The sequence below is a fragment of the Burkholderia sp. Bp9099 genome (assembly GCF_003857805.1).
In the GTDB taxonomy this organism is placed as follows: Bacteria; Pseudomonadota; Gammaproteobacteria; order Burkholderiales; family Burkholderiaceae; genus Burkholderia.
This window is the reverse complement of sequence record NZ_QTPU01000020.1, coordinates 102,000-121,550: the sequence shown is the minus strand read 5'-3', so window position 1 is coordinate 121,550 and position 19,551 is coordinate 102,000. Positions and strand designations below refer to the sequence as shown.

General features: G+C 66.7%; 16 protein-coding genes. 2 read left to right on the top strand and 14 right to left on the bottom strand.

The window, feature by feature from the left end; all coding sequences use genetic code 11:
* Positions 1–12: 12 nt before the first annotated feature.
* The 8 genes from DIE17_RS23525 to betC all read right to left on the bottom strand — a co-directional run bounded on the left by DIE17_RS23525 (position 13) and on the right by betC (position 9,649).
* Positions 13–723: a PepSY-associated TM helix domain-containing protein gene (locus tag DIE17_RS23525; protein WP_124921348.1), complete on the bottom strand. Its 711-nt coding sequence runs from the start codon at positions 721–723 to the stop codon at positions 13–15.
* Entirely contained in the window at positions 720–1,403 is a 684-nt protein-coding gene (locus DIE17_RS23520) for a Fe2+-dependent dioxygenase (RefSeq protein WP_124921347.1), read from the bottom strand. The genes DIE17_RS23525 and DIE17_RS23520 overlap by 4 nt, the downstream gene beginning before the upstream one ends.
* Positions 1,404–1,449: 46 nt before the next feature.
* Complete coding sequence (locus DIE17_RS23515; protein WP_124921346.1) at positions 1,450–3,645, bottom strand: TonB-dependent siderophore receptor; 2,196 nt, start codon at positions 3,643–3,645, stop codon at positions 1,450–1,452.
* A gap of 203 nt (positions 3,646–3,848) precedes the next feature.
* Positions 3,849–4,088: a hypothetical protein gene (locus DIE17_RS23510; RefSeq protein WP_124921345.1), complete on the bottom strand. Its 240-nt coding sequence runs from the start codon at positions 4,086–4,088 to the stop codon at positions 3,849–3,851.
* Positions 4,089–4,227: 139 nt separating this feature from the next.
* Complete coding sequence (locus DIE17_RS23505) at positions 4,228–5,478, bottom strand: MFS transporter (protein ID WP_124485159.1); 1,251 nt, start codon at positions 5,476–5,478, stop codon at positions 4,228–4,230.
* A gap of 224 nt (positions 5,479–5,702) precedes the next feature.
* Positions 5,703–6,842 carry a porin gene (locus DIE17_RS23500; RefSeq protein WP_124666898.1) on the bottom strand — a complete coding sequence of 380 codons (1,140 nt, stop codon included), beginning with the start codon at positions 6,840–6,842 and terminating at the stop codon, positions 5,703–5,705.
* 256 nt (positions 6,843–7,098) lie between these two features.
* The gene (gene choX / locus DIE17_RS23495; RefSeq protein ID WP_124921344.1) at positions 7,099–8,070 is read right to left on the bottom strand and encodes a choline ABC transporter substrate-binding protein; all 972 of its coding nucleotides are present in this window, start codon (positions 8,068–8,070) and stop codon (positions 7,099–7,101) included.
* Positions 8,071–8,113: 43 nt separating this feature from the next.
* Entirely contained in the window at positions 8,114–9,649 is a 1,536-nt protein-coding gene (gene betC, locus DIE17_RS23490) for a choline-sulfatase (RefSeq protein ID WP_124921343.1), read from the bottom strand.
* A 202-nt stretch (positions 9,650–9,851) separates the two neighbouring features.
* Between betC and DIE17_RS23480 the strand changes: the two genes are divergently transcribed.
* Together DIE17_RS23480 and purU are read left to right on the top strand one after the other, a co-directional pair.
* Complete coding sequence (locus DIE17_RS23480; RefSeq protein ID WP_082088476.1) at positions 9,852–10,778, top strand: choline sulfate utilization transcriptional regulator; 927 nt, start codon at positions 9,852–9,854, stop codon at positions 10,776–10,778.
* 462 nt (positions 10,779–11,240) lie between these two features.
* On the top strand, positions 11,241–12,128 hold the full coding sequence (gene purU, locus DIE17_RS23475) for a formyltetrahydrofolate deformylase (protein WP_124485154.1): 888 nt from the start codon (positions 11,241–11,243) through the stop codon (positions 12,126–12,128).
* 150 nt (positions 12,129–12,278) lie between these two features.
* Here the strand turns inward: purU and DIE17_RS23470 are convergent, their stop codons facing one another.
* From DIE17_RS23470 to DIE17_RS23445, 6 genes are all read right to left on the bottom strand, one after another.
* Entirely contained in the window at positions 12,279–13,934 is a 1,656-nt protein-coding gene (locus tag DIE17_RS23470) for an APC family permease (protein WP_124521492.1), read from the bottom strand.
* Positions 13,935–14,114: 180 nt separating this feature from the next.
* Positions 14,115–14,978 carry a glycine betaine ABC transporter substrate-binding protein gene (locus DIE17_RS23465; RefSeq protein WP_044844355.1) on the bottom strand — a complete coding sequence of 288 codons (864 nt, stop codon included), beginning with the start codon at positions 14,976–14,978 and terminating at the stop codon, positions 14,115–14,117.
* Between the two features lie 149 nt (positions 14,979–15,127).
* On the bottom strand, positions 15,128–16,276 hold the full coding sequence (locus tag DIE17_RS23460) for a hybrid-cluster NAD(P)-dependent oxidoreductase (RefSeq protein ID WP_124921342.1): 1,149 nt from the start codon (positions 16,274–16,276) through the stop codon (positions 15,128–15,130).
* A 27-nt stretch (positions 16,277–16,303) separates the two neighbouring features.
* Positions 16,304–17,545 carry an aromatic ring-hydroxylating dioxygenase subunit alpha gene (locus DIE17_RS23455; protein ID WP_044844357.1) on the bottom strand — a complete coding sequence of 414 codons (1,242 nt, stop codon included), beginning with the start codon at positions 17,543–17,545 and terminating at the stop codon, positions 16,304–16,306.
* A gap of 52 nt (positions 17,546–17,597) precedes the next feature.
* Positions 17,598–18,383, bottom strand: coding sequence for an electron transfer flavoprotein subunit beta/FixA family protein (locus tag DIE17_RS23450; RefSeq protein ID WP_044844358.1), 786 nt, complete (start codon positions 18,381–18,383; stop codon positions 17,598–17,600).
* Positions 18,380–19,549 carry an electron transfer flavoprotein subunit alpha/FixB family protein gene (locus DIE17_RS23445; protein ID WP_124521487.1) on the bottom strand — a complete coding sequence of 390 codons (1,170 nt, stop codon included), beginning with the start codon at positions 19,547–19,549 and terminating at the stop codon, positions 18,380–18,382. The genes DIE17_RS23450 and DIE17_RS23445 overlap by 4 nt, the downstream gene beginning before the upstream one ends.
* Positions 19,550–19,551 lie beyond the last annotated feature (2 nt).

Here is a 19,551-nt window from a genome sequence, read left to right as displayed (position 1 = left end):
GCCGTTATGCGCTTATGCGCCGGCCGCACACACGATCGCGACGATCGAGCCGATCACGAGCACCACGCCGATCGTCTTGCGCTTGTTCAGTTCCGTCCACAACAGCACGCCGGTGAGCGACAGCAGGACCAGCGCGCCCGCGAGCGTATCGACGAGCAGCACCCAGCCGATGCTCGTCCCGACGCCCTTGTGCAGGTTCGTCAGCCATGCGAGCGTGCCGTTGCCGGTACGCTTGAGCGTCATCGTGTCGCTGCCGACCCAGTAGTCGACCGCGACGTTTTCATGCGGCGACGCGAACACGAGCTGCCAGTGTTCGGGCTGCACGGTTTCGCGGTCGCCCCATGCGACCGGATGCGCGGGCTCCTTCTGCACGCGGCCCATGCGTTCGGGCAGATGCAGATCCGGTTGCGCACGCAGCCATTGCTCGAGCGCGCGCGGTGACGCGGGCCGCGGATCGGGCACGCCGAGCCGCAACGTCTCGACGCGCGGCGCGCCGGTCTGGATGCGCAGCGGCGGCGCACGATGATTCAGCAGGAAGCCCGTCGTGCCGAACAGCAGGCCGAGCGCCGCGCCCCACAGGCCGATCCAGCCGTGCACCTTGCGCAGCCACTTGATGAACGTGCCGCGGCGCGAACGCGCGCCGCCGGAGCCGGCCGGGCGCACGCCCGGCGCGATGCGCGACGCGGATGCCGCGTCGATGTCGATGGGATCGGCAACGCTCACGTCTCGCTCCAGATTCTCAGAAGATTGTGGTAGCAGCCGACCAGGCTGCGGCACGCCTGCGTATCGGCGCCGCCGGCGTTGAGCCGCTGGATCGCCGTGTCCATGTCGAACAGCAGCGCCCGCTGTGCATCGCCGCGCACGAGGCTCTGCACCCAGAAGAAACTCGCGACGCGCACGCCGCGCGTGACCGGCGTGACCTGGTGCAGGCTCGTCGCCGGATAGACGATCATGTCGCCCGCGGGCAGCTTGACCTGCTGCACGCCATACGCGTCCTCGATCACGAGTTCGCCGCCGTCGTATTCGTCAGGCGCGGACAGGAACAGCGTGACCGACACGTCGGTGCGCAGCTTCACGCCGTTCGGCAGCACGCGCACCGCGCCGTCCACGTGACTGCCGAACGTCATCCCGCCTTCGTAGCGGTTGAAGAGCGGCGGATAGACCTGGTTCGGCAGCGCCGCGCTGATGAACAGCGGATTGCGCTCGACCGCGGCGAGGATCGCGTCGCCCAGTTCGCGCGCAATCGGCGCATGCTCGGCGATCTGCTGGTTGCGCTTGACCGGCGCGCCCGTGTAGCCGGCCGTCGCGCGGCCGTCGACCCACGCGTCGCCCGCCTGGTCGAGCCGGTCACGCACCGTGCGCACCTGCTCGGGTGTCAGCACGTTCGGGATGTGTACAAGCATCGTTCCACCTTTTTCATCGAATGACGCGGCGATCGCACGCGTGCGGTCAGAACCGGTAGTCGAGCGTCGCGAGGAACGTGCGTCCGACGCCCGGCACCGCGCGGCCGCCGTCCGACTGGATCAGCGCATCGTAATAGAACTTGTTGGTCAGGTTCAGCAGGTTCAGGCGCAGGTCCCACTGCTTCGCGTGATACGCGGCCGTTGCATCCCAGCGCGTATAGCCGCCCACCTGCACGTAGTTCGTGTTCGCCGCGTAGCGACTCGACATGTAGGTCGGACCGCCGCCGATTTCCCAGTGCGGCGTGAACGCATACGTGGTCCACAGCGTGAACGTGTTGCGTGGCGTGTTCGCCAGCGTCTTGCCCTGGGTGCCGTCGAGCGCGCTCAGGATCACGCCGTTCATGTACGTATAGCTGCCGAACACCTGCCACTTCGGCGTGATGTGGCCCGTCACGCTCGCCTGGAAGCCACGCACGCGAATGTCGCCCTCGAGCAGGTATTCGCCCGTCGACGTCAGCGTGCGCGCGTTGCTCTTCTCCTGCTGGAACAGCGCCGACGTGACCGACAGGTTGTCGTTCAGCAGATCCCACTTGGCGCCGACCTCGTACGACTTCGTGTGTTCCGGCGACAGGTTCTGCGTGTTGTTCGTGACCGTCAGCGTCTCGAGCGACGGGTTGAACGACGTGCCGTACGAGAAGTAGTACGACTGCGATTCGGTCGGCTGGTAGATCACGCCGGCCCGCACGCTCGTGAAGTAGTTGGTCTGCGACGCGTAGCGCGGCGCGCTCACCGTGTTCGCGAGATGCGCCTGGAAGCGATCCCAGCGCAGCCCGCCGACGAACTTCCAGTCGCGGCCGATCGATACCGTGTCGTTCATGTACGCGGCGAGCGTCGTCGCGCCCGATTCAGCGTGGTTGGCCGGCGTCTGCGTCGCGTTGGACGCGCTCGACGACAGATAGGCCGGATCGATCAGCGACAGGATCGGCAGGCCGCTGCGCGTGTACGCCTGGTTCGTGTAGCTGTCGTGCCCGACCTCGACGCCCGCGATCAGGTCGTGCTTCACGAAGCCCGTGTCGAACTTGAAATGCGCCATCGTGTCGTTGTCGATCGAATGGTTTTCGATCACGCGATCGTGACTCGCGAGCTTCACGTACAGCGCGGACATCGGCAACGACGTGTAGTTGCCGTTCGCGAGCGCGGTGCTCGACGCGAGCGGCCCGGTCAGCACCGCGTTCGCGGCCGTCTCGCGCGCATCGGTCATCGAGTGCGAGAACGACGTGCGGTTGCTGATCGTCAGCGCGTCGTTGACGCGATGATCGATGCGCGCGGACACCGTCTGCACGTCCTGGATCGTGCGGTCGTCGGTGAGGCCGTAGAACGTGTGCTTCGATACCGGCGCCGGATGGCCGTTGACCGCGAGCACGCCGTAGTCCGGCATGTCGTAGTTGTGCTGGATCAGCGCGGACAGCGTGATCTCCGTCGGCGTGCCGATGCCGAAGCGCAGCTCCGGCGCGATTCCGTAGTCCTTGTTCTTCATCACGTCGCGCGTCGAGCCGAGCGACTGGCCGAACGCGTTGATGCGGAACGCGGAGGTCGCGCCGAGCGGCCGGTTCAGGTCGACGCTCGCGCGGTAGTGGTCGTCGGTGCCGATCGTCGTCGACACTTCGGCGGACGGCTTCAGGTTCGCCTTCTTCGACACCTGGTTGATCACGCCGCCCGTCGAGCCGCGCCCGAACAGCATCGACGACGGGCCGTACAGCACCTCGACCGAATCGAGATCGAACGTGTCGCGGTAGTACTGGTTACGGTCGCGGAAGCCGTCGAGATAGATGTCGTTCTGCGCGGTGAAGCCGCGCAGGTTGATGTTGTTGCCGATCTGCCCGCCTTCCGCGCCGCCGATCGTGATGCCCGGCGCATTGCGCAGCGCGTCCTGGAACGACGTGAGGCCCTGCGATTCCAGCAGCGCCTTGTTGATCACCGCGACCGACTGCGGAATGTCGCGCAGCGCGGTGGGGGTTTTCGCGCCGACGCTCGAACGCTCGGCCTGGAAGTCCTGATGCACGGCCTGCCCCGCCACATTGACCGTCGGCAGCGTGTCGCTCGCGGCCGGCGTCGCACTGCCCGGTTTCGCGGTGACGGCCGGCGCCGATTCGGCGCTCGTGCCCTGCGCGAATGCAGGCGAAGCGATAGGCAAAGCAAAGGCCAGCGCGAGCGCACTCGCGAACGGGGTCTTGTTCGGCATGAAAATCCAGTCGGAATTTGAAACCGCCCCGCGTGGACGCGCGGCGACGCGCGCACGAGGCACGGATACGCTGGCTCGCTGGCCGCCGACGATCAGACCGACGGCGACACTAGCTGGCTACGGTTGACGAGTGACCGGCAGCGCAGTCGTCGCCGCGGTCATGAAAATGAGAATCGGTATCATTCCAGATATTTCTTTTCGTTTCAATCGATACCCGCTTCGTCATATGGAAGAACGATGTTTCGAAAAATTACGGAAAGTTTGATGTAATTATATGAATGGCTTTTGTAATTGATCGGGATATTCAGTCTGACAAATTCAGGGCTGGGATCCTTGTGCAGCACTGAAGTATCAGCCTCTTTTCGGATTCCCACCGCGGTGGGCTCGATGATGCCAGCACCGCTTTCAGCTCCGGTACCCCGCATCGCGAGAAACGACAGCACCGGATTGATTGTTCAGACGATTATCCGACCCGAATGCCGTTTGGAATTCGATTGAAACAAGAAAGCAATTTGAAATGAGTTACGGCGAATGAGGCCGGTTTCCCGTGAACGGCAAACGCATCGCCCCGCTGACGTCGACTCAATGATCGCGCTCCAGCGACGTCATGTTCCGCAAGGTCGGGAACAACCGCATCCATGTCAGCGCGACGGCGATCGTCGCCGCGCCGCCGACGACGATCGCCACCGGCGCGCCCCACCACGCAGCCGTCACGCCGGATTCGAATTCGCCGAGCTGGTTCGACGTACCGATGAACAGCGAGTTGACCGCGCTCACGCGGCCGAGCATGTCGTCGGGCGTGCGCAGCTGCACGAGCGACAGGCGCACGACGACGCTCACCACGTCCGATGCGCCGAGCGCCGCCAGCGCGACGAGCGACACCACGAAATTGCGTGACAGCCCGAACACGATCGTCGCGATGCCGAACGCGATCACGCCGCCGAACATCGCGCGGCCCGGCCGCCCTTTCAGCGGAAAGCGCGTGAGCCACAGCGTGCCTGCGAGCGCGCCCACCGCCGGCGCCGCGCGCAACGCGCCGAGCCCCCACGGGCCGACCTGCAGGATGTCGCGCGCGTAGATCGGCAGCAGCGCGGTCGCGCCGCCGAACAGCACCGCGAACAGGTCGAGCGACAGCGCGCCGAGGATCGCCGGTTCGCGCCGGATGAACGCGATGCCGGAAAACACCGACCGCAGCGTGACCGGTTCGCGCGCCGGCGGCGCACTGCGCAGCGGAATCGTGCCGCTCAGGATGGCCGCGATCGCGAACGCCACGACGCTCGTGCCGAACGCCGCGGGCGCGCCGACGCCATACAGCACCCCGCCGAACGCGGGCCCGAGAATCTGCGCGGCCTGGTTCGCGGACGTCGACAGTGCGGTCGCGCGCGGCAGGTCGCCGCGCGGCACGACGGCCGGCAGCAGCGACGACACCGACGGCGATTCGAACGCACGCGCGGTGCCGACGATCGCGGCCAGCGCATACACGCCCGGGGCGGTGAGCCCGCCTTGCGCCGCGCCGAACAGGAATACGCCGGCGGCCAGCGCCTCGACGCCCTGGCAGATCGTCGCGATGCGCCGGCGGTCGTAGCGGTCGGCCACCTGCCCGACGACGAGCGTCAGCGCGAACATCGGCACGAACTGCGCAAGCCCGACGAGCCCGAGCGCGAATGCGCTGTGCGTGAGCGCATAGACGTACCAGCCGATCGCGACCGACAGGATCTGGAAAGCGAGCGACGACATCACGCGCGTGCCCCAGAAGCGCTGGAACGGTGTGTGGCGGAACAGGTTGGCGGGTAACGGCGACGGCGAAGTGGATTCGGGTAACGGGGTGGTCATCGGCGAGACGTCGTGGAGGGAAGGCCGGCGATCGCCGATACGCGATGCGGCCAAAGCGCGATGATAGCTTCAACCAACGAAACCTTGCCGGATGCTCGCCGGACGCGGGCAAGGACGGCGCACACCGCACGACGTTGCATCGCGCCGCAAAAAAAAAGCGCGAACCACGGTTCGCGCCAAAGAGAGACCTCGCTGAAGACGTCGAAAAAACTACCTCACCCCGCTCAGAACGAATGCCGCATCCCGATTCGCACGTCGGCCTGCGTCTGCGTCGTCGACGGCGTGAAGCTGTAGCCGATCACCGCATCGACGCCGTTCGACGCGCGCAGGTAATCGCCGGAGATATACACGTCGGTGCGCTTCGACAGCAGGTAATGGAGCCCCGCCGTGCCCATGTTCCAGTGATGGCCTTCGAAGCGCGTGTGCTGGTAGCCCGCGATCAGGCTGAGCGCCGGCGTGAACTGGTACAGGCCGCCGCCTTCATACGACTGCATGTGCGACGACTGGCCGAAGCCCTTGATCGTCGTGTACGAGTAGTTCGCATCGAGCGTCAGCTTGCCGATCGTGTAGCTCGTGCCGACGCCGAATGTGCCCTGGCTGTCGACGTTCATCGGCGTGTCCGCGAACAGGTCGGTGCGCGCGCCGGTCGCCGGATCGACGGTGACGGTCTGCTGGCCGAGGAACGTGTGCGTGCCGATCATCGCGTACGGGTCGAACGCGTAGATGCCGTGCGGATTGTTCAGGCGCGTGTACGCGGCGCCGATCGAGAAGTCGCCCTTCGTGAAGCTCGCGCCCGCGCTCCATGCGCTGTCGCGGTGGAAGTTGCCCGCGACGTTGCCGAACGAGTACATCGCGCCGAACTTGAAGCCGCTGAGATCGTTCGACAGGAACTTCACCGAGTTCGGCAGGCGGTCGCCGTTGAAGCGGTCGAAGTCGCCCTGGTGGATCGCGTAGCCGCTGCCCCATGCCGAGATGTTGTAGATCGACACGAGCTCGTTGGTGATGTCGAGCTGGTTGCCGAACGACAGCGTGCCCCAATCGTTCTGGAGACCGACATAAGCCTGCCGCCCGAACTCCGCCCCGCCGAAGCCGAGCTGGCCGTTGCCGAGGTGGAAACCGCTCTCGAGCGCAAACACGGCCTTCAGGCCGCCGCCGAGATCTTCCGTGCCTTTCAGGCCGAAGCGGTTCCCGTACGAGACGCCGTCATCGAACTTGACCACGTGCGAACCGCCCGTGTTGTTCACGTATGTGATGCCCGCGTCGAGAATCCCGTACAGCGTCACGCTGCTCTGCGCGTGGCCGATGGCGGGAATACAGGCCGCGCATGCCAGCGCGGCGGCTACGGCAACTTTCTTTTGCTTCATTGTCGACCACCCTCCCTGAACCCTTCGATGGAAAGAACCGTGGCCTGGCGCGCACAGCAATACGCCGGCTGATTCGAATTCGGTACGTCCGCTGGCTTCGGCATTTCGTTTTCCGCAATAACGCAGCCATTGGCGAAAAATACAAACCCATATTTCAGGTCACCCGTCTGAAGGCGACACCAAATGGTCTCGATGCGACCGTTCGGGAAAACACGGAGGCGGGCGGCGCGGCGAGAAACCGGCCGCGCGGAGGCTGTCAGCGGGCGTCGAAGGCCGCGCGCACGGCCGGCAACGCGGGGGCGCCGGCCGCCGTGGTAACGCCGTCGAGCCACGCTTCGACGAGCGCTGGATCGGCCTTCAGCGCATGCTGGGCCGCGAGCGCGGGCGACGTCTTGTGGTCGAGCATGTCGGCGATCATCCGGTTCTCGACGTCGACGGAGAACGTCATCTGCCTGAACAGCCGCGCGAGGTTCGCGCACTGGCCGGCAAAGCCCGCGCGCGTGACCGTGTTGACCGTCGCGCCGCCGTAGTTCGGACCGAAATACGCGTCGCCGCCCGACAGGTAGGTCAGCTTGAACTTCGTGTTCATCAGGTGCGGCTCCCACGCGAGAAAGACGATCCAGCGCTTGTCGCGCACCGCGCGCTCGACCTGCGTGAGCATCCCCGTCTCGCTCGATTCGACGAGCGACCAGTTCGCCGCGCCGAGCACATGGTCGGACAGCATCCGCTTGATGTTCTGGTTCGCGGGCGCGCCGGGCTCGATCCCGTAGATCTTGTCGCCGAAGCGGTCCGCGTAGCGCGCGAGATCGGCGAACGTGTGCACGCCGGCCGCCGCGACGTAGTCGGGCACGGCCAGCGTGAACTTCGCACCGCTCAGGTTCGCGTGCAGCACGTCGATCGACTTCTCGTCGACGAACGGCTTCACGAGCGGCGCCTGCGCGGGCATCCAGTTGCCGAGGAACACGTCGACCTGCCCTTTCTTCAAGCCCTGGTACGTGATCGGCACCGACAGGTTCGCGACGTCCTGTCGATAGCCGAGCGCCTTCAGCACGACACCGGCCATCGCGTTCGTCGCGTCGATGTCGGTCCAGCCGGGCGCCGCCATCTTCACGTCGCGGCACGTCTGCGGGTCGGCGGCGCGCGCGGGCTGCTGCATCGCCACCACGCACGCAGCCGCGGCGAGCGCGGTGCCCATACTCCGGATTGCTGCATTGCATTGCCGTTTCATGATTCGCTTCCTCCGTCGTTCGTCAATGTCCGCTGCGGCCCGTTCAGCGCCCGACGCGCGGAAAGCGCGCCATCGCTTCGAGCGTGTCGAGTTCGATGTGATTGCGCATGTAGCGCTGGCTCGCGTCGGTGAACGGCTGCCAGTCCCACGCCTGGATGCGGCCCTGCGTCGTCGCCGCGTAATGGAAGCGGCGCCGCCGCTGGCTCGCGCGCACCTGCGCGTCGAGTTCCGGCAGGTTCCAGCGGCGCGCGGCCTCCTCGCGGAATGCGGCGAGCACGCCGGCGGCTTCCGGCAGGCCGGCCAGGTTCGTGCGCTCGCGCGGATCGTCGGCGAGGTTGTAGAGCTGGTCGGGATCGGCCGGGCAATGTACGTATTTCCAGTCGCCGCGGCGGATCATCACGACCGGCGCAACCGCCCCTTCCGCAAGGTATTCGCCCAGCGCGACGTCGTGCGCGGGCGCGCCTTGCAGATGCGGCATGAGGCTCGCGCCGTCGACCGGGTCCGGCCAGCCGCCGGCCGGCGCCGCGCCGGCGAGGTCGACGAGCGTCGGCAGCAAATCGACGTGCGACACGGGCCCGCGCACGCGCGCGGCACCGAAGCGGCCCGGCGCGTGGACGATCAGCGGCACGCGGCAGCCGCCTTCGAAGAACGTCATCTTGTACCAGAGTCCGCGCTCGCCGAGCATGTCGCCATGGTCGGACGTGACGATCACGATCGTGTCGTCGGCGAAGCCGCATTGCTCGAGCGCGGCCAGCACGCTGCCGAACTGCGCGTCGACATAGGACGTCGCGCCGTAGTACGCGCGGCGCGCGGCGCGGATCTGCGCGTCGGTCGGCGGCGTGCGGTCGTTTTCGCAGACGAAGCGCAGCCGCTGCGAATGCGGATCGCTCTGCTGCGCATCGAGCCGCACGGCCGGCATGTCGATCTCGTCGTCGCGGTACAGGTCCCAGTATTCGCGCGTGATCGCGTACGGATCGTGCGGATGCGTGAGCGACACGACCATGCAGAACGGCCGTGCGTCATGACCGGCCGCGCGCTCGCGCGCGACGTCGTACAGCTTCTGCTTCGCCGCGAACGTGACTTCGTCGTCGAAATCGAGCTGGTTCGTGCGCACGCACGGGCCGGCCTCGAGCACCGAACTCATGTTGTGATACCAGCTCGGCCGCTCGGTCGGGCGGTCCCAGTCGGGCACCCAGCCGAAGTCGGCCGGATAGATGTCGGTCGTGAGCCGTTCCTCGAAGCCGTGCAGCTGGTCGGGTCCGCAGAAATGCATCTTGCCGGACAGCATCGTCCGGTAGCCGCCCGCGCGCAGGTAGTGCGCGAAAGTCAGCGTTTGCGCCGGCAATTCGGCGGCGTTATCGTAGGCGCCGATACCCGACGGCAGCTTGCCGGTCAGCAGCGAGAAGCGCGACGGCGCGCACAGCGGGCTCGCGCAATACGCGGCGTCGAACACCACGCCTTGCGCCGCGAGCCGGTCGAGCGTCGGCGTGCGCGCGACGCGGTTGCCGTAGGCCGGCAACGCGAACGGCGTCAGCTGGTCGGCCATCAGGATCAGGATGTTGGGAGTCGGGTTCGTCATCGGCGGTCTTGAGGAAATCGGTGTTCGAATGGAGCGGCGCGACGCTCGGGCGGCGACACGGCCGGCATGACGGACGCAGCCTGAAGAAAGTGCCGCGCGCACCGGCCGCGACTGGCTAGAATCGCGGAAGGCCTGGCGCGGCGCCGTGCCGTCCGAAGCACTATCCCCCGCCCGAATTCGCGCGGGAAGGCGTCCGGCCCTTATGAGGCCATTAGAGAGACTTATGTCGAAATCCGAACCGTTACCGTCGATGCAGGCGCTGCGCGCGTTCGAATCGGCCGCCCGTCTCCAGAGCTTCACGGCCGCCGCGCGCGAGCTCGGCTCGACGCAACCGGCCGTGAGCCAGCAGGTGTTCCAGCTCGAAGCGGAACTCGGCGTGCCGCTGTTCGAGCGCAGCCCGCGCGGCGTCACGCTGACGAGCGACGGCCAGTGCCTGTACGAAGCCGTGCGGCTGAGCCTCGACACGCTGCGCGGCGCCACCGCGACGCTGCGCGCGCGCCGCGAGCACGGCGCGCTCACGATCGTCACGGATTTCGGTTTCGCGACCTACTGGCTGATGCCGCGCCTCTCCGGCCTGAAGCGCGTGATGCCGGACGTCGACGTGCGGGTCGTCACCTCGCAGGATTACGACGCGCAGCGCGACCACGCCGACATCGCGGTTCTGTTCGGCGACGGCCACTGGCCGTCGTGCACGGCCGCGCGGCTCTTTCCCGAATCGGTCACGCCCGTCTGCTCGCCGGCGTTCCGCGCCGCGCACGCGCACGTCGCGCGGCCCGAGCACCTGCAGGCGCTGCCGCTGCTGCACGTGCAGGCGACGCGCCCCGAACGCTGGCTGTCGTGGGCCGGCTGGTTCGACGCGCACGGCCTCGACGCGCCGGCCGCCGCGCGCGGCGTGACCTTCAACAGCTATGCGCTGGTGATCCACGCGGCGCTGCTCGGCGACGGCGTCGCGCTCGGCTGGTCGCCGCTCGTCGACGAGCTCGTCGCATCCGGGCAGCTCGTGAAGCTCGTCGACGCGCCCGTCGTCACGTCGCGCGGCTACTTCCTCGTGCGGCCGCCGCAGCGGCCCGAGCCGGACGCGACACATGTGTTCCGGCGCTGGCTGCTGGACGCGTGCGCGCCGGCTTGAGCGGGCGGCTGGCCGGCGGAGCGCTGCCTGACGCTTGCTGGAGCGGCTGCGGCTGTCCCATCCGACGCGCGCTGGACTGGCTGCGCCTGCCCCACCTGACGCCCGATGGAGCGGCTGTGCCTGCACCGCCTGACGCCCGCTGGAGCCGCTACGACTGCGCCGCCTGACGCTCGCTGGACCGGCTGCGGCTGCACCGCCTGACGCTCGCTGGACCGGCTACGGCTGCACCGCCTGACGCTCGCTGGACCAGCCGCGCCCGCCCCGCCCAGCGTCCCCCAAACCCCCGCCTCAAGCCTCGCCACCGCCCCGCGGCGCTGGCGCGCCGATACCAGCCACACGGCGGGTTGGTTCTATCCGCGCCCGAATCGTCCTGATTTACTTGAGCCTCCCGCTACCCGCGTAGCGTGGCGCCCCGTCGCGCCGCCGCGCGCGCGTTGCGTTCCCTGACATCCGAGGAATCTCATGACCGCCGACTCACGCCCCGATCAATTCGTCCTGACGCTGTCGTGCCCGAGCGCGGCCGGCCAGGTCGCCGCCGTCGTCGGCTTTCTCGAGCGCCATCGCTGCTACGTCGATGCGCTGAACGTGTTCGACGACGATCTCAGCAACCACTTCTTCGTACGCTGCGTGTTTCATCCGACGGATGAGACACTGCAGATCGACGCGCTGCGCCAGGAGTTCGGTCCGATCGCGACCGCGCTCGGCGGCGGCGGTGACGGCGACACGCAATGGGCGATCCACGACGTGAACGCGCGCCCGAAGGTGCTGATCATGGTGTCGAAACTCGAGCACTGCCTCGCGGACCTGTTGTTCCGCTGGCGGATGGGCGAACTGAAGATGGACATCGTCGGCATCGTGTCGAACCATCCGGACTTCGAACCGCTCGCCACGCAGCACGGGCTGCCGTTCCGCCACTTCCCGATCACGGCCGACACCAAGGCGCAGCAGGAAGCGCAGTGGCTCGACTTCTTCGAGTCGAGCGGCGCCGAACTCGTGATCCTCGCGCGCTACATGCAGGTGCTGTCGCAGGAAACCAGCGCGAAGCTCGCGAACCGCGCGATCAACATCCATCACTCGTTCCTGCCCGGCTTCAAGGGCGCGAAGCCGTATCACCAGGCGCACGCGCGCGGCGTGAAGCTGATCGGCGCGACCGCGCATTTCGTGACCGACGATCTCGACGAAGGTCCGATCATCGAGCAGGTGGTCGAACGCGTCGATCACGCGCTGCGTCCCGAGCAATTGCTCGCGGTGGGCCGCGACGTCGAGTGCATCACGCTCGCGCGCGCGGTGAAGGCGTTCATCGAGCGGCGCGTGTTCCTGAACGGCGACCGGACGGTGGTGTTTCCGTAAGCGCATCCGTTCGGCGCGCAGCCAATAAAAAACCCGACCGGCAGCATCTGCCGGTCGGGTTTTTTATCGCGTTGCGTTCGACGCGTCGCGCGACGGCCCCGGGTGCGGTGTCCGGGTTCGTCGCGCGACGCGCGTGCCGCGTTCAGATGCTTACTTGACCCACGCGAAGTAGTACGACAGCCAGATCGTCAGCGCAGCACCGACCAGCGCCGCGTACGGCATCAGATTCAGCCACATCGCGCGCTTCGGCACTTCGAGTTCCATGTCGCGCTGCATCTGCGCGGGGAAACGGCCGCGATCCTGCCAGTAGTGACGATAGAGAAACACCGGCACGATCAGCAGCATCGCGATCAGCCCGTTGCGCAGCGTGCCTTCGCCCTGCAGGTTCGCGCCCGCGCCGACATAGACGAGGTTCGCGTAGCCGCAGACCGAGCCGGCGACGAGCAGCCAGGTCGGGCAGCGGAACGGCCGATCCCAGTTGCCGCGGTCCATTCGGTGGATCCAGCCCGACTGAAGATTCAGGAATACGAACAGCATGTAGCAGACGTTCGAGATCGCCAGCACCGTCATGTAGTCCGACATCATCAGCAACACGAGGTTGAAGCCGAGGTCGGTCCACATCGCGCGCGTGGGCGAGCCGTGCTCGTTCACGTGCGACAGGTACTTCGGCAGCCAGCCGTCGACCGATGCCTGGTACAGCGTGCGCGACGAGCCCATCATCGACGTCATCACGATCAGCAGGATCGACAGCATCAGCATCACGACGACCGCGTTCGCGACCCACGCGCCGCCACCGACGATCTTCGCCATCGCGGCCGCGACGCCGGTGCCGTCGCCGATCGCCGGGTCGAGCATCGCCTGCGTGCCGAGCGCGCCCTGGAACGCCATCGGCACGAGCGTCATCACGACGAGGCACAGCGCGCCCGACCAGAAGATCGCCTTCGCGGTGTCGCGACGCGGATCGCGGAATTCGCGCGTGTAGCAGACCGCCGTTTCGAAGCCGTACGACGCCCAGCCGGCCATGAACATCGCGCCGAGCGCCATCGTCACGCCCTGCCCGTTCCACGAACCGAAGGTCGCGGTCGTGAGGTTGCCTTGAGCGTCATGACCGAGCGGCAGCAGCGGAAGCAGGTTCGACATCGGCACGTCGCCGGTGACGAACGGAACGATGCCGACGATCAGCAGCGGCGTGAGCGACGCGATGCCGAGAATGCGCTGCGTGCGCGCAGCTTTCGATGCGCCGCTGTGCTGAAGCTTGAACGTGATGAGAAGCAGAATCGTCGCGATGATGAACGTCGCGTTGATTCGCAGGGAAAGACCCGGCTTGATGAACCCGAGATCCGCAACCTTGAACTGCCAGTGCAGCACCGCCGCGTCGGCGGGAAAGAGACTCGTGAGCGCATAGCTCGCCGCGAGGCCGCAGCCGAGCGCGAGCATCGGCGACCACGCGAGCCAGTTGCACCACACGGAAACCGGGGCAATCAGCTTGCTGTAACGGACCCAGCCGATCGCGCCGTATACCGACGCGCCGCCCGATTTATGGGGAAATAGTCCCGATATTTCCGCATAAGTCGCGCTTTGAATCAGCCCCATCGTGATCGCGGCGATCCAGATCGCCCACGCGGGCTGGCCGATCGTCGCGCATACGCCGCCGATCGTGAACAGCACGCCTGCCGGCACGCCGCTCGTCACCCAGAATGCGTCTTTCCAAGTCAGGCCACGATGCAGCGTGTGGCCCGTCGAATCATGTGAGATGGTTGCCTCAACGTCACTGGTGCGATTAGCACGCAGTCCTGCTTGACTCATCCAATTCCTCCTGTGATGACTCCGCACAAGGGCGCTAGTGTAACAACTTACGCGCTTTTTTGCAGAATCAGTAAAAGAAAGCCGGGATATGGCCGCATGAATTCACGATTGTTTCGGATTCCTGCATGCCATTCCCGGCGTATTTATTTATGATGATTCGCGCGACGAATCGCCGCGGTTTTACTGCGCGCCTTCAGTCCACGAATTCACGCGGTCAGCATGCGCGGCAATCCATGCATCGGCGGCCGCTTCCGGCTTCGAACCGTTCTGGATCGCGAGCATCACGCTGTCGATCTCGCCCGGCTTCCACTGGAACTTCTTCAGGAACGCAACGACCGGCTTGGCCTTCGTTTCGAGCTGCGGGTTCGCGACGCTGTCGACGTGCTCCGCGCCGCCGAACACCTTCTTCGGATCCTCGAGGAAGCGCAGCTTCCACTTCGCGAACATCCAGTGCGGCGCCCAGCCGGTCACGATCACCGGCTTGTTCGCGCCGACGGAGCGCGACAGCTCGGCCGTCATCGCGCTGCCCGAACTCGGCATCAGCGTGTAGCTGAGGCCGTAGCTCTTGATCGCTTCGTCGGTCTTGCGCATCACGCCCGCACCCGCATCGATGCCGACGATCCGGCCGCCGAAGCTGCTTTTCTCGGCATTCAGATCTTCGATGCTCTTCGCCTTCACGTAGTCGGGGACGATCAGGCCGATCTTCGCGTCAGGGAAGTTCGCACCGAGATCGACGACCTTCGACTTGTATTCGCCCCAGTAGGAGCCGTGCGTGACGGGCAGCCATGCGGACAGCGTCGCATCGAGGTCGCCGCGCGCCACGCCCTGCCACATGATCCCGGCAGCCACCGGCACGAGCTGGACCTGGTAACCGAGCTTCTTCTCGATCACGCGTGCCGCGACGTTCGACGTCGCCACACTGTCGTCCCAGCCTTCGACGTAACCGATCTTCAGCGTAGGCTTCGTATCCGCGAGCGCCGACGCGCTCAATGCAACCATCGCCGACAGTGCGCCGGTCCACAGCAGTTTTCCGAACAACTTCATGGTCGATCTCCTTGAAATGCGCACCGTGCGCGTTGTCTCTCTAGGTTCTTCAACCACAAATCCGCGGTATCGTTGTTTTCCGACGGATGCTTGTCCGGAGGCGACGCAACGCGACGCGACGCGCCCGGACCGGCGATGGCTCGATACGACTACTTGTCGATCACGAGGTCCGACAGCGGCTTGCTGCAGCACAGCAGCACCATCCCCTGATCGATCTCGCGCTGGCGGATGCCGCCGTTGTGCTTCATCTCGACCTGCCCCGACACGAGCTTCACCTTGCAGGTGCCGCACATGCCCTGCGTGCACGACGCCGGCAGCCGCACGCCGGACTGGCGCGCCGCGTCGAGCACGTGCTGCTCGGAGCCGCACGAAATCTCGCGATTGCTCTTCGCGAAGCTGACCGTGTACTGCTTCGTCGCGACGTCGCCGTCGTTGGCCGCCGGCGCGAGTTCGGCGATCACCTCGTCGCTCGCGGTCTGCGCGAGCGTCTCGAACGAGAAGCTTTCCTCGTGATACTGCTTGCGGTCGAAGCCGGCTTCGTCGAGCAGGTCGCGCACGGCCTTCATGTACGGCGCGGGGCCGCACGTGAAGATCTCGCGCTCCATGAAGTCCGGTACGATCAGCTTCAGCAGCGGCAGCGTCAGGAAGCCCGTGACGCCCGGCCAGTTGGTGCGTGCACCGACGCGCTCGACGACGAACGACGTGCGGAAATTCGTATGGTTCGACGCGATCAGGTCGAGCTCGCGCGCGAAGATGATGTCGTCCGGCGTACGTGCGCTGTGCACGAACAGGATGTCGCGATCCTCGGCGAGATCATGGTGCGCGCGGCTCATCGACATCAGCGGCGTGACGCCCGAACCGGCCGACAGGAACAGGTACTTGCGCGCCGGATGCCGCGCGCACGTGAATTCGCCGGCCGGGCCGAGCACGCGAACCGACGCGCCCGGCTGCAGGTTGTCGTGCAGCCAGTTCGACACCTTGCCGCCCGGCACGCGCTTCACCGTGATCGAGATCGTGTGCGGCCGCGCGGGCGACGACGAGATCGTGTAGCACCGGTTGATCGTCTCGCCGTCGATGTCGAGTTCGAGCGTGATGAACTGCCCCGGCTCGAAGGAAAACGCACGGCCTTGCGGCGAACGGAAGAAGAAACTCTTCACGTCGTGGGTTTCCTGACGCACGTGGCAGCACACCAGCGTTTCCTCGACGTCGCTCGTCCAGCGCTCGGGCAGCGCGCTCCAGAACGCCGGGTGCGTCACCCGGCTGTCCACCGGCTCGAAATTGGCCGAATCTCGCATCATGTGTAGCTCCACTTGCTGTCTGCTGTACTACGCGCCGATTTTTTCGGCGAGCCGGCCGATGTACCAGGCCGAGAATTTTTCGACGAGACCTTCCGTGTACGGCGAATACGGGCCCGGCTCGTATGCGCTGCTGGTCGCGCCGCGCTGCGAGAATTCGACGAGCGCGCGATCCTGGTCGTTGGTCGCGTTCCACACGGCCGTCAGGTTCTTCACGTCGTAGTCGATGCCTTCCTTCGCATCCTTGTGGACGAGCCACTTGGTGCGCACGAGCGTCTTGCCGGCCGACAGCGGAATCACCGAGAACGTCACGATGTGATCGCTCATGAAGTGATGCCACGAGTTCGGCTGCGTCCAGAACGACAGGCCGCCGAGGTCGGCCTGGTCGAACTGGCCAAGCAGCTTCTTCGATGCGACCTTCGCGTCGAGCGTCTGCGATTCGCCGTGGCGGTCGAGCGGCAAGCGCTGCGTGCGGAAGCCCGTCACGTCGAGCAGCTTTTCGATTTCGGCGGACGGCAGGCCCATCTCGGCCCACTCCTTGCCGCGGCGCACGCAGGTTTCAGCGAACGCGTCCATGCCTTCGGCGTTCGCGTCGGAGCGCTGGTAGCCGAAGCCGTATTCGTACAGCGAGATCGTCAGCTCGGGATGGTTCGCGACGCAGTGATAGCACTCGCGGTTGTTCTCCATCGTGAGCTTCCAGTTGCCTTCCTCGATGATGTCGATCTGCGCGGCGATCTTCGTGTTCGGCAGATCGTGCGGCAGCAGATACGGCTCCATCTGGGCGCGCAGCTGCGCGAAATCGACCGGCGGCTCCTCGGCGAGGCAGATGAAGATCAGGCCCGCGAGGTTCTGCACGTGCACCGACTTCAGGCTGTGCTTGCAGCGGTCGAACTTCTCGCCCATGTGCTCGGCGAACATCAGCTGGCCGGTCAGGTTGTAGGTCCAGCTGTGGTACGGGCACACGATGTTGCCGACCGAGCCCTTATCCTCGTTGCACAGGCGCGCGCCGCGGTGGCGGCACACGTTGTGGAACGCGCGGATTTCCATGTCGTCGTCGCGCACGATCAGGATCGAGTCGCTGCCCAGTTCCACGGTCACGTAGTCGCCCGGCTCGGGAATGTCCGGTTCGACCGCGACCTGGATCCAGTGCTGGCGGAAAATCGCCTCCATGTCGAGTGCGAAGATGTCCTCGCTCGTGTAGAACGGCGCCTCGAGGCTGTAACCTTCCTTGCGTCGCTCGATCAGTGCACGAATGTCTGCCGATACTTTCATCGTTTGCTCCGGATTCCTTGCGTCCCAGTGTGGTTGCCGACAGGCATCAAAATCAGTAGTCGATGAGCTGATGCTCGCGCAAATACGCGAGGATCACTTGTGCTTTTTCGACTGAACTCCCTTCATTTACGACGTTGCCGCCGCGGCTTTCGGTCGTGGTCGCGGACAGCATCCGGGCATGCCCCGAGCGCTTCTCGGCGGCGACCAGCTTTACGGGTTTACGCTCGATCGGGCCGACCTTCCAGGCCGCCGCATCGGCGTCCGCGCCGGTCGACGTGAGGGCCGGGCGGATCGCGCCGGCGCGCAGCCGCGCATACGCGTAGCGCGGCGCCACGTTGGCGAGCGGATGGACCGCGACGACGGCCGGCAGCGCCGCGTCGACGCGCCGCCGCAGCCCTTTCGGCAAGAATTGCCGGACCGCCGCGCGGCCGCCGTCGACCGTCACGTCGACGGCCGAGCCGACGAGCGGATAGCCGAGCGCCGCGGCGACGCGATACGGCAGCATCCCGGTGTCGTACGCGCCCTCGGCGCGCGTGCCGGTCAGCACGAGGTCGTAGCCTTCGACGCGCGCGGCGAGCGCATGCGCGGCGTCGTCGCCGTCGTGGCAGGCCAGCACCTCGACCTGCCGCGCGCCGAGCGCTAGATATTCAGCAAGCGCTTCATTCGCGGGATCGCCCGCATGGATCACGTCGAGCTGCGCGCGATGCCGCTCCGCGAGCTGGCGGCCGACCTCGAGCGCGGCCGCGTCGTTGCGGCTGTAGCGCGCGGTGCCGCTGACGGGGTGCCGGCCGACGGACACGAGCACCGCGATGCGTTGCAACTGGCGGGGGGCGTTCATGCTGCGACTCCTTCGGTTTCACGCGAGCCGACCGCGGCCGGCGATTGTCCGCGCGACGCGCGCGCGGCCTGCACCTGTTCGATCAGCGCGGCGATCGTCGCCTGCGCGTCGCCCACCACCGTCAGGTTCGCGCGCTTCGCGATCGGCGCGCTGCCGTCGAGGTTCACCGCGATCACGTGACGGCAGTCCTTGATCCCCTGCAAGTGCTGCACCGCGCCCGAGATGCCGAACGCGATGTACACGCTCGCCTCGACCGTCTTGCCGGTCGCGCCCACCTGCTTGTCGCGCGTGAAGTGACCGTTGTCGACCGCGACGCGGCTCGCGCCGATCGCCGCGCCGAACGCGCCGGCCAGTTGCTCGAACGCGCCGATGTCGGACACGCCGTTGCCGGCCGACACGATGAAGTCGGCTTCCTCCAGCGCGACCTGCGCCGCGTCGATTTCCTCGAGGCCGAGATCGCGGTATGGCTGCGCCGCGTCTCCGGCCGGGCGGATGAAGTCGGCGGCCAGGCGCTCGCCGGCGCCGACGAACGGCAGTTTCGCCTCGACCGCGTTCTGCGCGAGCAGGATCACGTCGGGCAGCCCGCGCGTCGCGAACGCGCGGCCGGCCTGCGCATACGCGCCGACATGCTTCGCGTCGATCTCGACCACGTGGGTCGCGACGCTCGCGCCGGCGGCCGCCGCGTACCGCCGGCCGAGATCGCCGTCGCCGGTCGCGTTGTCGGGCACGAACACGTGCTTCGGCGCGAGCGCCGCGGCGCATGCCTGCAAGGCTTGCAATTCGCTTTCGGGCGCGAAGGCACGACGGTCGAAGTCGGCCAGCTCGATCAGCTTGTCGACGCCGAGTTCGGCGGCGTCATCCTTCAGTTCGCCGAATGCCAGCAGCGCGACTTCCGTCTGCGCGTCGGCGAGCACCGCGGCAGCGGCGATCGCCTGCCGCGCATGGTCGTCGAGCGCGCCGCGCTCGGCGTGCGCCACCACCAGCATCACGTGCTTCGGGTCCTGCACCGCGCGGCGCGGCTTCGCGGCCGCGGCGCCGTGGCCGTGCGCGGACCACTGCGCGGCGCTCGCGTCGGCGCTGCCTTCCTCGCCGAGCGTGATGCGCTTCAGGCCCGCGGCCGTGATGATGAACGGCCGGCGCGGATCGATTCGTTTGATCGTGTTCATCG